Origin of the sequence: Legionella hackeliae (assembly GCF_000953655.1) — a bacterium.
In the GTDB taxonomy this organism is placed as follows: domain Bacteria; phylum Pseudomonadota; class Gammaproteobacteria; order Legionellales; family Legionellaceae; genus Tatlockia; species Tatlockia hackeliae.
Window position 1 is genome coordinate 3,111,044 of the sequence record NZ_LN681225.1, and the last position, 13,422, is coordinate 3,124,465.

Genomic DNA, 13,422 nt, shown 5'->3' on the forward strand with positions numbered 1-13,422 from the left:
TAAAACCCCTATTAAAGTATAACCGCATCCTCAGTCGTTTAGATTACTACTATAATTAATCTACATAACAGTGGATCATCAGCCACTTAAAATTCAAATGGATGGTCGGAGGCTGGGTTAATTAATGAGATTAAGAAACAGCAATAAAACCACCTTATTTCATGGGAAGAAAAGTACTCGAACTTCGCCATCCAATAAAATTTTAGCTGATCAAGTGCATTTGCTTTATGTGCAAAATCCCTTTGGTATTGCGGCGCAATCAGGTGCAGCAATTTTTCTCGCTATCGCAATTTGGCCTGTAGTTAGCCATAAACTACTTTTCGGCTGGCTAATTTATATCTTGCTGGTCAGTTTTTTTTGGTTTGGTATCTCAATGTCTTACAAAATCAAAAAAAGACAACATGATCCTGTAGTTTGGCTAAGATGGTTTTCGATTTTTACGTTTCTCTCAGGCTGTGGTTGGGGCTTTGCCAGCTCTGTTTTAATGCCGACAGAAAGCCTTGTCCATCAAAGTTTTGTCGTGATACTTATTTTTGGTCTTACATCGGGCTCACTTTCATTTTTTTCACCAGTTATTTCAACCTATTCTCTTTATCTTTTCCCAGCATTTATTCCTTTTACTTTATGGCTATTTTGGCAAGGTAATATTTACATTCTTTTAGGGTTTTGCGGGTTAATATACATGCCAGCGGTTTTTATCAGTTGTTATTATTCCAATAAAATTCTCGCTAATTTTCTTTCATTACATTATAAGAATATTGATCTTGATAGTCTTAATCAGTCATTAGAGCGCCGTGTTGCAAAACGTACGCATGAATTGGAAAAATCCTTGGCTATCACGAAATCCACATTGGAATCGACAACGGATGGTTTACTCGTGATTGATTTAAAAGGACACATCGAATATTACAATCAAAATTTCATTGATATGTGGAAAATTAGCGAGAAACTCACGGTAAAATCCGATCCTTTTATCCTCATTGACGAAATATTACATCAACTCAAACATCCCCAAGAGTTTCTTGCAAAAATAGATGAATTACGGGTCAATCCTGAGCTGGAAATTGATTGTGAGGTAGTACTAACTACAGAAAATATTTTTGAATGGCATTCCAAGCCTCATAAACTACGTCATGTCACTGTAGGTTATGTATGGAGTTTTCGTGATATTTCCATGCGTAAGCAAATGGAAAAGCAACTGGCTTATCAAGCAACTCATGATCTTTTAACTGGATTACCTAACCGAACATTATTGTACGATAGAATTCATCAAGCAATTGCCTATGCTAAACGTTATGGCAATCAAGTTGCTATCTTCTTTCTGGATATCGATAATTTCAAATTAATTAATGATAATCTTGGTCATAATCCTGGTGATATTTTACTGCAAAAAATAGCGAGAAGACTAACCTTATGTACTCGTCAAAGCGATACGGTAGCCCGTTTTGGTGGAGATGAATTTGTAATCTTATTCATCCTTAATGAAAAAGACGATATCCTCCAACTTTCACAAAAAATTCTTAGTCGATTAACCAAACCTCTGCGACTGCTTAATCATGAGATTGTAATTACCGCAAGTATAGGGGCAAGTTTGTTCCCGAATCATGGAAAAGATCCTGCGACACTGCTAAAACATGCTGATATGGCAATGTATTTAGCTAAAAAAGAGCGAAATAATTTTAAGCTTTTTGATGATAGACTCAATGAGCATATGCAAAAGAATCTGCAAATGCAGATGGACATGCGTAATGGATTGATAGCCAATGAATTTTTCTTGGAATATCAACCAACTGTTGATCTAAAATCCGGTGCAGTTATCGGTGTTGAAGCCTTAGTTCGCTGGAATCACCCTGTTAAAGGAGTTATTCAACCGTTAGAATTTATCCCCATTGCTGAGGAATCAAAACTCATTATCCCTTTGGGCGAGTGGATATTCGCCAATGCTTGTCAACAGAATAAAGCCTGGCAAAAACAAGGGCTTAAGCCACTTCGACTTGCCGTTAATGTCTCTGGCGTTCAACTTTTGAGGGATAATTTCGTTGAATTTATAAAAGAGACCTTAGAGAAATCTCAACTTGATCCGCAGTACATTGAAATTGAGTTAACTGAAAGCACCATTATGGATGATAAAAAGCAGAATCTCTACAAGCTAAAGCAGCTCAAAGAACTGGGTATTAACCTAATTATTGATGATTTTGGCACAGGCTATTCAAGTTTAAATTACTTAAGAGCATTCCCAGTCAATAAACTCAAAATCGATCAATCATTCACCCAAGATTGTACTACTGATCATAATAACGCATCGCTTATTGAGGCGATTATCGCAATGGGACATAGTCTTAAACTTCGAGTTCTTGCCGAAGGAATTGAAACACCTGAACAAGTGCAGTTTTTAAAGAATTGTAGTTGTGATGAAGGTCAGGGTTTCTTTTATGGTTATCCTATGTCTGCAGAAGATTTTGCCTCTCTAATTGCAAAAGACGAGAAGATCCTTTCTGGATGATTAAAGGTTACCATTTGGTAATGCGAGACATTGCTTCCTGTGCCAAAGTCAGTCGCTTTTCAATTTCACCCAACTCGGCTTTCAGCGTTAGTTGAAGACCCACGTTCACTTGCTCTAAACGGTTGAGTATAGCCTGTCGTTGTTGGGCTAAAAGGCTAATTTCTTTTTCTAATTCTCCGACAAAATTTTGACGCGATGTAATGACATTTAAATAAAATTTGCCCTGCCGCTCTGAGGGTTGCTTCGCTTCCAAGCGACATAAACCAACTAATACATTAATTTTTTGCCGTATCCTTTGTGCAAGATAGTAGCTGCCATGTGTATTTTGAGAGTCACTCAACCTTTTAAGATCGGTCTTGATATCATCAATAAAAGCCGATGGACTAGCCTCATCTGGCAAGCGAAATAAGCCTTTGGGTAACATTTTTGTGGAAACACTGTGGCCTAACGAACTCATTTGCCATTCAAGTTCTGGCAAACGAGCTTCTAATTCATTAATAGATAGACCAACACTCATTTTTTTTAATTAAGCAGCAGCTGCATCAGTTTCTAATTGCTGTGCTGCATTAGAGCGAGCCTGAAACCAGGTGCTGATGAAAGGTGGCAGACACATTAGTATCAACCCAACAATTAAGGTTAATTCATAACGGCTGACTGAACCGACATTAATTCCTTCGGGTGGCATAAAACTTACAGCCAATGTTGCTAAACAGCCCACAATACCGATGCCTCCCACCAGGCCTATACCAATTATTCCGCCAGGAATACGGAAAGTGCGAGGATGATGAGGAGCACTAATACGCAACTTCAAGGCCGCAAAAAACATAAGGAGATACATCAGCATGTAAAGCTGTGCTGCCAAGGCAGTCAAAAGCCAATATGAACCGTTAACCGAAGGCATGAACAAAAATAATGCCGACAGAATAGTTACTATTAAAGCTTGCGAAATTAACATAACAACAGGCGCACCATTACGATTAGCCTTTTGGAATAACGAGGGTAAATTGCCATCTTCTGCTGCAACTAACAAACCTTTAGTTGGCGCAATAATCCAGTTGCTAACGCCACCTAATCCACCCATTACTAACATTACAGCAACTACCGGCATAAACCAGCTTAAGTGATATCGGTCAAAGAATGCATCAAAAGCTTGCATAATTCCGGCTACAAGATTGATGTCATTGTGGGGTAAAACCACGGCAATGGCTAATGAACCTAAAATTAAGGTGCTTAGAATGATAAGTACCGAATAAATTAAAGCACGGGGAAACGCTTGTTGCGGATTCTCGACATCGTTTGCATGAACCGTCGCAATTTCAATCCCACAAAATGACATCATAATGGCAGTCAGGGATACCCACATTGATTTATCCTGCCAGTGAGGACTAATACTGTGTGAATCAAATTGCACTTGCAATGGATTACCACCAACGATCCACATTGCACCTAAGCTAATGATTAATGCCATTGGCAATAATAGACCGGAAAGAGCGCAAATATTGCTAAACAGTGCAGAAGAATGCATCCCCCGTAAATTAATCAAGGTAGCGCCCCAAAATGAGCTTATGATAACCAACCACAGAAAATAAGGGTTATTGGCCATAGCTGGATTAATCAAGTAACCAATTGTTCCTGCTACAAATGATAAAATGGTGGGGTACCAGATGACGTTTTCAATCCACTGCAACCATATTGCAAGAAAGCCTGTTTTCTTACCAAACGCTTCCTTAACCCAGATATATATTCCGCCTTGTTTTGCCCATCCAGAGGCTAATTCTGCAGAGACTAAAGCAGTTGGGATTAAGAAAAATAAAGCACCTAAAATAAAAAAGGAAATCAACTGACTTCCAAATAGGGCTGTTGCTGGTAAATTACGAATACTATCGACTGAACCAACAGTAATCATTGTCAAACTAAAAATAGTTAACGCGTGTTTTTTACTGCTCATTGCATTCCTTCTCTGCTGTTCCAAAATACTTGCAAAAGGTCATTGTAACGGGACAAGCTTAAGATAACCTTAATAATCGTGTAAAAACTAAACAAAATTTGCCTTACTTTACGCCACCCTGCTGGATTTGTAAATTAAGGATTGGTTTTGACCAATTATCTACATTTACAAAACACAGCACACTAAATTATGCGGTTTCACTTGGCAAATCAAGCACTGAATTTGTTGAAGCGATTATATCATAAGGCTGGCTGGCTGTACAAAATTAACCCATAATAAGACACATGCATCTTCTTTCCCTAATGAAGTTTGCAGACTGAAAATCAGATTTAGAGGTACAGGCTTTGCCCCTCATCAAGAACTTGATAGGATAAGCTAATGCATATTAGAGGATAGGTTACATGAAGCGACCTACAGTATTCTTAATTTCTATTGGATTGGCTATTCTTTTTTTCTCTCTTAGTTGCCACTCTCAGAAAGAAGCACCACTATTTTGTCAAAATGCAACCATCATTTATACCAATGCAACCTTTATAACTTTGGATCCTAAACAACCCGTTGCTTCTGCTGTTGCCGTTAGCAAACAACGATTATTAGCCGTTGGAAATAGCGCTTCATTAATTAAAAACTGTCGTGGACAAGACACTCAGGTCATCGATTTACAAGGGGCTTTCGTTGTACCTGGTTTTATTGATACTTACTCCAAATTCCTTCTTTATGGCTGGCTTTCGCAAAATGCTGTGGACTTTTCCACGACAAATATTTTTCAACGTCCTGACTGGCGAGAAATAAAAACAATTGATGCATTCTTAAATGCTTTAAAAAATAAAACGCCCAACGCCGCAGGTTGGCTAATTGTGAATGGCTATGATCCCGTGCGAATTACTGGTTCGGCATTAAATCAAACCATGCTGAACAATTTGCAGTCCAATACTCCTACCCTAGTCTTGTACGCTTCTGGCAATCAGGCCTTATTAAATCAAGCCGCTATACAAAAATTAGCAACTTTTGATAACAACACACAAATAGCAGTGGATAACAATGGATTCATTCGCGATACCGCATTAATAACATTGCTGACTAAACTCATTAACAAGGAAGACATTCCCAAAGTCATCCAACAGGCGGTTCATCAATATACCGAACAAGGTTACACCACTGTCACAGAGACAATGTTTAATCCAACTTGGATTTCAGCCTATGAGCAATTAACTCTTCAACCAGAATTTGCTGTTGATGTGATTTTAATGCCCTCAACAATCGCTGAGAAGAAGCGAATGGATCTTACATATCAAGATCTCCCGCGTTTATATGTGGGCCCTGTACTCTTTAAAGTCGATGGTGCGGCACAAGATGACGCTGCTTTTTTGACACGCCCAGTGTTACAACCCAATCTCCATAGCAACAACCGTTGGCCAGAATCCCTCACAAAATCGCCGCGAGAACTTGAGCAACTTCTTAAAACTGCAGATCGAGAAAAGATACCTGTAGCACTAGAATGTAACGGAGATGCTGCTATCGATTTAGCATTAAACATAATTAATAAAATGCGTAATCTGCCCAATGAACAGCCATTTAATGCCGTTATAATCAATGCGCCTTTTGTGCGCAGTGATCAATTACAGCGCATGCGGCAATTAAATGTAAAGGTCAGTTGGTTTGCTCCTCATTTTTATTATTGGGGAGCGGCGCTATGCAATATTTTTCGCGATGCCGAGGGAAACTACTACACAAATCCCTTAGCCAATACAAAAAAAATTATGACCACTCTAAGCGTACAAGCCAATTCACCTACCACTCCTCCAGTTCCATTGCAAATGATAAAATTTATCAATACTGGTGAATTACAAAATTGGCAACCAAACAATCCTAAATGTTCGCCAAAACCACCTGCAAAATCGTCGGTTAATATTACTGATGCAATCAAAGCATTAACCCTTGATGCTGCGGTGTTATACGGTCTTGAGAATGACAAAGGCTCATTGGTTCCAGGTAAATTGGCAGATATGACGATACTGAATGAAAATCCTTTAAAGAGTAATTTACAAAATATCCACGTGTTGGGCACCATATCCAGGGGAGTGCTGCATCTCAATAATCATTAATAAGCAGTTGATTGATTAGCAGCTGACGGTTAATTTTTTTCAAAAAAGAATAACAATGAATAATGGCTTACTTTTCCATGTTTTTATTTTTTTGGCAGCAGCTTGCATTATTGTACCTCTTGCAAGCCGCTTCAAATTGGGCTCCGTTTTAGGTTACCTCATTATAGGGGTGCTCATTGGCCCCTTTGGTTTTAATTTAATCGCCAATGCCGAACAAATCATGCATTTTTCCGAATTTGGTGTCATCATGATGTTGTTTCTAATAGGCTTGGAATTAGAACCTGACATGTTATGGAAACTGCGAAAGGTCATTGTTGGCCTTGGTAGTTTGCAGGTCATCCTGACTACTTTAATTTTAACCGGGCTTGGGCTTTTTTTAGGCTATGATTGGCGAGTTAGTTTAGCAATAAGCATGGCATTATCTCTTTCATCTACAGCCTTGGTGTTGCAAATATTGCAAGAAAAAAACTTGATGCACACGGCAACCGGTGAGGTTTCTTTTGCAGTTCTTCTTTTCCAGGACATTGCTGTTATACCCATCCTTATTTTAATGCCTATGCTCAGCCATGGTGCAGTGACAACTTCAGAGAGTGTTACTGGTTTAACAGGCTGGTCCCAGGCAGGATTAATTGCTGGAATCATTGGTGCTTTGATATTGGCTGGTCATTATCTTTCGCACCATTTTTTTTACTTGATTGCACAAACGAATTTACGCGAGGTATTCACAGCCACCTCGCTGGCATTAATCGTTGGAATTACTTTACTCATGGAGATGGTTGGTGTGTCCCCAGGATTAGGGGCGTTTATAGGCGGCGTTGTTTTAGCAAACTCAGAATACAAGCGCACGTTAGAAACTGACATCGAACCATTTAAAGGTCTGCTTTTAGGATTATTTTTTATTTCTGTGGGCATGAGTATGAATTTTCATATTCTGACCAGTCACCCCGTCTCCTTGATAAGTATCGTGCTTGTTTTTATTTTGATTAAAATTATTATTCTTTTAGTTTTAGGGCGTTTTTTTGGACTTACTTCGTTACAAAGCATTGCCTTTGCTCTAGTGCTTTCTCAAGGAAGTGAATTTGCCTTTGTACTGTTTCAATTTGCTTCGAGTAGTCATGTTATACGTGTTGCAGATGCTAACTTTTTTACATTGGCAGTTGCACTTTCCATGGCCACAACCCCCTTCCTTGTACTCTTGTATCAATACTTCATTGTTCCTCGATTTTTAAGTATTTTACCCCCTCATAAATTTGATGATATTGATACTCATCAACCTATTATTCTTGCAGGGTATGGACGTTTCGGACAAATTATTGGTCGTTTTTTAAATGCTCAAGGTATTGAGTTAACTGTGTTGGAAAAAGATCCTGAGCAGATTGAGCTTCTACGCAAATTTGGTATTAAAGGCTACTTTGGTGATGCATCCCGACTGGATTTACTTAAAAATGCTGGAGCTGGTCACGCCAAATTGCTTATAGTCGCCGTTGATGACCCAGATACCAGTCTTGAAATTGTAAAGCTAGCTAAACAAGAATTCCCGCAATTGAAGGTTTATTCCCGGGCTCGTAATCGCCGCCATGCTTATGAACTACACAAAGCAGGCGTTGATTATTTTAAACGAGAAACGTTTGACTCTTCGTTGTCTATGGCTCAGGAAGTCATGAAATTTTTAGGCTTTGGTGAGAAAACTCTGAAAACAAAAGCGAAAGCATTTGCCCAACATGATGAAGCAACTTTACAAAAATCGTTTGCCTTCTTTGAAAAAGAACATGAGTTAATCAGTTTTGCACGCCAGGCAAACGGTGAGTTAGAACGTATTTTGCAGGATGATCAAACGTAGTGAATTGATTGTTTAAAATCTGGCGAGATTGTAATATCAATCCTCATTTATTTTACTGGATCTATACCGCCATGTATCGTAAAAAATTTACACTGCATTCTTTAATGTATTTATTTTTAAGCTGTTTACCATTCTTCTCACAAGCCAATCCATACCCCAGTACCAAGCCTTTTCCCCCTTTTAAAATCATCGGCAATCTTTATTATGTCGGTAACAATGACTTGGCTAGTTATTTAATTGTTACCCCTCAGGGTAATATTCTTATTAATAGCAGCTTTGAAAAGGATGTTCCTGCGATTAAGGCAAGTATTGAAAAATTAGGCTTTAAATTTAGTGATACAAAAATTTTATTAATCAGTCATGCACACTCTGATCATGATGCAGGTAGTGCTTTAGTTAAAAACGAAACGCATGCTCAATACATGGTCATGGATAAAGATGTTCCTGTAGTAGAGTCCGGCGGTAAAACTGATTTTCAGTATGGCGATGATCCCGACAACCTTTATCAACCTACTCATGTGGATAAAATACTTCATGACAATGATGAGGTGACGTTAGGAAATGTAACATTGGTTGCACATCTTACAGCAGGACATACGAAAGGCTGTACTACATGGACAATGAAAGTTAACGATCACAATCAAACTTATGACGTTGTCATTTTAGGTAGTCCGAACGTAAATCCTGGCTATAAATTGGTTAATAATACAGTTTACCCTGAGATGGCAATAGATTTTGCCCACGCCTTTCAGGTTCTTAAATCATTACCTTGTGACATATTTTTAGGGGCGCATGCCGGGTATTTCAATATGGAGCAAAAATACAATCAGAAGCAACCCCACCAAAATCCTTTTATTGATCCAGAAGGGTATAAGAACTACGTAGCTCTAAAAGAACAAGCTTTTCAAACTGAATTACAAAAGCAACAGCAAGACAACAGTTAATTCCATGAACAGAAAGGTAGACCACTATTGGTCTACCTTTCTATAGAAACTATTCTTCGGTATAACGATTAACGCTTGCCATAATTTCTTCACGTGCAGCTTCAGGTCCTTCCCAACCATTGAGTTTAACCCATTTACCTTCCTCCAAATCCTTATAATGCTGGAAAAAATGCTCAAGGGAAGACAATAAGTGACGTGGTAAATCACTGTAGGTTTTCACATTTTCATACATCTTCGTTAATTTATTGGTTGGAACCGCCAGTAATTTTGAATCAACACCAGCCTCGTCTGTCATTTTAAGCATGCCAACAACTCGACAAGGAATCACAGCACCACTGATTAGTGGCACTGGCGTGACAACCAATACATCAACCGGATCTCCATCTTCAGAGAGTGTTTTGGGAATATAACCATAGTTGGCAGGATAAAACATGGCTGTTGTCATAAAACGATCAACAAAGAGCGCACCGGTGTCTTTATTCACTTCATATTTAACAGGTTCCCCGTGCATAGGGATTTCTATAATGACATTGATTTCATTCGGTATATCACGACCGCTTTTAATATCCATTAAACCCATTTTCTAGCACCCCAATCTAATTTTAAATAACGCGCTATTATGCGCAAAACAACCCTAAAAGGCAAAAGATTACCCCAAATAGGGAGCAATTAATCGGTATAATTTTGGTTCGAATGGGGTGATAGAACCAAGTTATTATACCGAATCATCAACAAACAAATATTCTAGCCCAGGAACACTTTTTTATCTTGGCTAAGTCGGGGTATAATTATAGGTTAAAACCAAACTATCAGGATGAATATGAGCTGCTTATTTTGTAAGATTGCTTCAGGGGATATAAAATCTGATATTGTGTTTGAAACACCAGAAATTCTTGTAATTCGCGATATTCGACCACAAGCCCCAACACATCTTTTACTGATCCCCAAAAAGCATATTGCTACAATTAATGATGCAGACAGTAAAGATGAGCAATTGTTAGGCCGTATGATACTTACAGCAAAAAATATGGCTAAAGTTGAACAGCTAAGTGATGACGGATATCGGTTGGTATTTAATGTTAATTCCGGTGGCGGGCAGGAAGTTTACCACATTCATTTACATCTACTGGGTGGCCGACAGATGACTTGGCCTCCAGGCTAGGATCCATACGATGCAGGAACTATATAAACAAATTTTAAAAAGAATTGGCGAAGATCCAGAACGAGAAGGGTTAAGAGATACTCCTGAAAGAGCCGTCAATGCATTACTCTATCTTACTAAAGGGTATCATGAGCAGTTGGATGAAATCATAAATGATGCCTTGTTCGAATCTGACATGAGCGAAATGGTCCTTGTTAAAGATATTGAGATGTACTCTATGTGCGAACATCACCTACTTCCTTTTCTTGGAAAATGTCATGTTGGCTACCTCCCTAATGGCAAAGTGTTAGGTCTGTCCAAGATTGCTCGCATTGTAGATTATTTCGCGAGACGCCTGCAAATCCAGGAAAGACTCACGTCAGAAATTGCAAATTGCATTCAATCAATAACTGGAGCACGAGGTGTAGCCGTTGTGATGGAGGCGAAGCATCTGTGCATGATGATGCGTGGAGTGGAAAAGCAGGGTTCTGTTATGACCACATCTGTTATGTTGGGGGACATGCGCAATAATACTTCTAGCCGCATCGAATTCTTGCAGTTAATCGGCAGTTAACAGAGTTTTATTAAAGCACGACTCAAATCCAGCCTCACACCTTTATAGGGCCAAAAGCCATTGATAGGTATAATCGATTATTAAAAAAAATCCCCGCTTACGCGGGGATAATACAATTTACCTAGGATTGAATCACAAACTTGTTATTCCTCCTCTGAAGAAGAATGATCTGATTCTGTATTAGCAGTTTCCGGTTCTTTCTCATGAGTTGCTTCGGGACTTTCTGCTTTCTTGGTTTCTTCATCGCTTGCTGCTTTAGCTGGAGCTTGAGGTTTGTCTTTCCACTCCAATTTGACGCGACCTTGCTTATCAACACCAGCAACGAATACCTCAATTTCTTGTCCTTCACTTATTACATCCTCAACTTTTTGTGAGCGATCGCTACAAATTTGAGAAATATGTAAAAGACCATCTTTGCCAGGTAATAGGTTAATAAATGCACCAAAGTCTACAATTTTACTTACCTTGCCTTTATAGGTTTGGCCTACTTCGATTTCAGCAATTAAAGCTTTGATTTGACGTTGAGCTTCCTCAAGAGCAGCTGCATCTGGCGAAAATAATTGAACAGTACCGCTATCGTCAATATCAATAGAAACACCAGTGCTCTCGCTAAGACCTTTAATAGTTGAGCCACCTTTACCGATGATAGTACGTATTTTGTCTTCAGCAACTTTCATCGTGGTAATTCGTGGAGCATGTTGAGATAATTCTTCGCGATGCTCAGATAAAGAATTATTCATGACACCTAGAATATGTATACGTCCCGCTAATGCTTGATCGAGGGCTTGTTCCATGATTTCTTTAGTGATACCAGTAATTTTGATATCCATCTGTAAAGCAGTAATCCCTTTCTCTGTACCAGCGACTTTAAAATCCATATCCCCTAAGTGATCTTCATCACCAAGAATATCTGTTAGAACTGCAAAGCGTTCACCTTCTTTAATTAAGCCCATAGCTACACCGGCTACAGGTGCTTTTAACGGCACACCTGCATCCATTAAGGCCAGACTTGTACCACAAACTGTTGCCATTGAGCTTGACCCATTCGATTCAGTGACTTCAGAAACTATTCGTAAAACATAAGGGAATTCGCCTGCTTTTGGTAATACAGCCATTAATGCTCGCTTAGCTAAACGCCCGTGGCCAATTTCACGGCGTTTAGGACTACCAACCATACCGGTTTCGCCGACTGAATAAGGAGGGAAGTTATAATGCAGCATGAATCTGTCTTTGCTTTCACCAGTTAACTGGTCAAGAGTCTGGGCATCACGCTCGTTACCTAAAGTAGCAGCAACAATGGCTTGCGTTTCTCCGCGAGTAAACAAGGCAGAACCATGAGCTCTTTCGAGTAATTTTGTCCGAATATTAATTGGACGTACAGTTTTTTGATCACGACCATCAATTCGTGGCTCGCCATCAAGAATACGCTGACGAACTACCTCTTTTTCCAAAGTGCTAAAGATTTCAGCCGCAGCTGCGAGATTAACCTCTGGTTGCTCGTTAAGTAACGTCTCAAGAACTTGTTGTTTAACTGTAGCTAATTGCTGACGACGCTGTATTTTATCTTTGACTAAATATGCATCGACTATTCGAGCTCTAGCTAGCTCACTCACACGAGACTCTAATACGGTATCAACCGCAGGAGCTGTCCAATCCCAAGTAGGTTTGCCTGCTTCCTTTGCTAATTCAACGATACCTTTTATGACCCCTTTCATCATTTCATGGCCAAATAATACCGCACCAAGCATAATTTCTTCGCTTAATTCACTTGCCTCAGATTCAACCATCAAGATTGCATCCGATGTCCCAGCAACCACTAAATCAAGATCAGATTGTGCAATCGCTTTGTAACTTGGGTTAAGCAGATAAACACCATCTTTATAACCAACACGAGCAGCGCCAATCGGTCCATGGAATGGAATGCCGGAAATAGCCAGTGCAGCAGAGGCTCCAATCATGGAAATGATATCTGCTGGGACATCGGGATTTAGTGACATGACCGTAGCAATAATTTGCACTTCATTGTAAAAATTATCTGGGAATAATGGACGCAATGGTCTATCCATTAATCGAGACACCAAAGTTTCATGTTCACTTGGACGACCTTCGCGTTTATTAAAACCGCCTGGAATCTTACCTGCTGCAAATGCTTTTTCTTGGTAGTTTACTGTCAATGGAAAAAAGTCACTTCCTTCAACTGCTTCTTTTCTACCTACTACTGTTATCAACACTTGTGTGCCATTCATGCTAGCAAAGATAGCGCCATCCGCTTGTCTTGCTATTTCTCCTGTTTCCAATACGAGCGTATGCTCGCCGAAACGTATTTCTTTAGTGATTTTAGCCACGTAAATTACCCCTTAAATCGTA

Annotated in this window: 10 protein-coding genes; 6 read left to right on the forward strand and 4 right to left on the reverse strand. The window is 39.3% G+C overall.

From position 1 onward, the window contains the following. Positions 1 to 124: 124 nt before the first annotated feature. Positions 125 to 2,503 carry an EAL domain-containing protein gene (locus LHA_RS13760; protein ID WP_231861935.1) on the forward strand — a complete coding sequence of 793 codons (2,379 nt, stop codon included), beginning with the start codon at positions 125 to 127 and terminating at the stop codon, positions 2,501 to 2,503. A 7-nt stretch (positions 2,504 to 2,510) separates the two neighbouring features. On the opposite strand, the gene LHA_RS13765 is transcribed toward LHA_RS13760, so the two are convergent. Continuing rightward, the gene (locus LHA_RS13765) at positions 2,511 to 3,020 is read right to left on the reverse strand and encodes a hypothetical protein (protein WP_045107050.1); all 510 of its coding nucleotides are present in this window, start codon (positions 3,018 to 3,020) and stop codon (positions 2,511 to 2,513) included. 9 nt (positions 3,021 to 3,029) lie between these two features. Continuing rightward, a complete protein-coding gene (locus LHA_RS13770; protein ID WP_045107051.1) occupies positions 3,030 to 4,451 on the reverse strand; it encodes an APC family permease in 1,422 nt (473 codons plus the stop codon). 401 nt (positions 4,452 to 4,852) lie between these two features. Between LHA_RS13770 and LHA_RS13775 the strand changes: the two genes are divergently transcribed. From LHA_RS13775 to bla, 3 genes are all read left to right on the forward strand, one after another. Further along, positions 4,853 to 6,556, forward strand: coding sequence for an amidohydrolase (locus LHA_RS13775; RefSeq protein ID WP_045107052.1), 1,704 nt, complete (start codon positions 4,853 to 4,855; stop codon positions 6,554 to 6,556). Between the two features lie 55 nt (positions 6,557 to 6,611). Next, positions 6,612 to 8,396, forward strand: coding sequence for a monovalent cation:proton antiporter-2 (CPA2) family protein (locus LHA_RS13780; RefSeq protein WP_045107053.1), 1,785 nt, complete (start codon positions 6,612 to 6,614; stop codon positions 8,394 to 8,396). Positions 8,397 to 8,500: 104 nt separating this feature from the next. Continuing rightward, positions 8,501 to 9,340 carry a subclass B3 metallo-beta-lactamase gene (bla, locus tag LHA_RS13785; RefSeq protein ID WP_045107607.1) on the forward strand — a complete coding sequence of 280 codons (840 nt, stop codon included), beginning with the start codon at positions 8,501 to 8,503 and terminating at the stop codon, positions 9,338 to 9,340. Positions 9,341 to 9,389: 49 nt separating this feature from the next. Here the strand turns inward: bla and ppa are convergent, their stop codons facing one another. Then, positions 9,390 to 9,920 (reverse strand): inorganic diphosphatase, encoded by a 531-nt coding sequence (gene ppa / locus LHA_RS13790; RefSeq protein ID WP_045107054.1) that lies wholly within the window; start codon positions 9,918 to 9,920, stop codon positions 9,390 to 9,392. Between the two features lie 240 nt (positions 9,921 to 10,160). Here ppa and LHA_RS13795 point away from each other — a divergent pair, with 240 nt between their 5' ends. Together LHA_RS13795 and folE are read left to right on the forward strand one after the other, a co-directional pair. Next, positions 10,161 to 10,502: a histidine triad nucleotide-binding protein gene (locus LHA_RS13795; protein WP_045107055.1), complete on the forward strand. Its 342-nt coding sequence runs from the start codon at positions 10,161 to 10,163 to the stop codon at positions 10,500 to 10,502. A 10-nt stretch (positions 10,503 to 10,512) separates the two neighbouring features. Beyond that, positions 10,513 to 11,055 (forward strand): GTP cyclohydrolase I FolE, encoded by a 543-nt coding sequence (gene folE / locus LHA_RS13800; RefSeq protein ID WP_045107056.1) that lies wholly within the window; start codon positions 10,513 to 10,515, stop codon positions 11,053 to 11,055. A 143-nt stretch (positions 11,056 to 11,198) separates the two neighbouring features. Here folE and pnp read toward each other — a convergent pair whose 3' ends face one another. Further along, entirely contained in the window at positions 11,199 to 13,400 is a 2,202-nt protein-coding gene (pnp, locus tag LHA_RS13805) for a polyribonucleotide nucleotidyltransferase (RefSeq protein WP_045107057.1), read from the reverse strand. Between the last annotated feature and the right edge of the window lie 22 nt (positions 13,401 to 13,422).

What these genes read in the sequence shown, in the direction of transcription:
- LHA_RS13795 (WP_045107055.1), top strand. Translation starts at nt 10,161, where the DNA reads ATGAGCTGCTTATTTTGTAAGATTGCTTCAGGGGATATAAAATCTGAT.
- bla (WP_045107607.1), top strand. Translation starts at nt 8,501, where the DNA reads ATGTATTTATTTTTAAGCTGTTTACCATTCTTCTCACAAGCCAATCCA.
- LHA_RS13765 (WP_045107050.1), bottom strand. Translation starts at nt 3,020, where the DNA reads ATGAGTGTTGGTCTATCTATTAATGAATTAGAAGCTCGTTTGCCAGAA.
- LHA_RS13760 (WP_231861935.1), top strand. Translation starts at nt 125, where the DNA reads ATGAGATTAAGAAACAGCAATAAAACCACCTTATTTCATGGGAAGAAA.
- ppa (WP_045107054.1), bottom strand. Translation starts at nt 9,920, where the DNA reads ATGGGTTTAATGGATATTAAAAGCGGTCGTGATATACCGAATGAAATC.
- LHA_RS13775 (WP_045107052.1), top strand. Translation starts at nt 4,853, where the DNA reads ATGAAGCGACCTACAGTATTCTTAATTTCTATTGGATTGGCTATTCTT.
- LHA_RS13780 (WP_045107053.1), top strand. Translation starts at nt 6,612, where the DNA reads ATGAATAATGGCTTACTTTTCCATGTTTTTATTTTTTTGGCAGCAGCT.
- LHA_RS13770 (WP_045107051.1), bottom strand. Translation starts at nt 4,451, where the DNA reads ATGAGCAGTAAAAAACACGCGTTAACTATTTTTAGTTTGACAATGATT.
- folE (WP_045107056.1), top strand. Translation starts at nt 10,513, where the DNA reads ATGCAGGAACTATATAAACAAATTTTAAAAAGAATTGGCGAAGATCCA.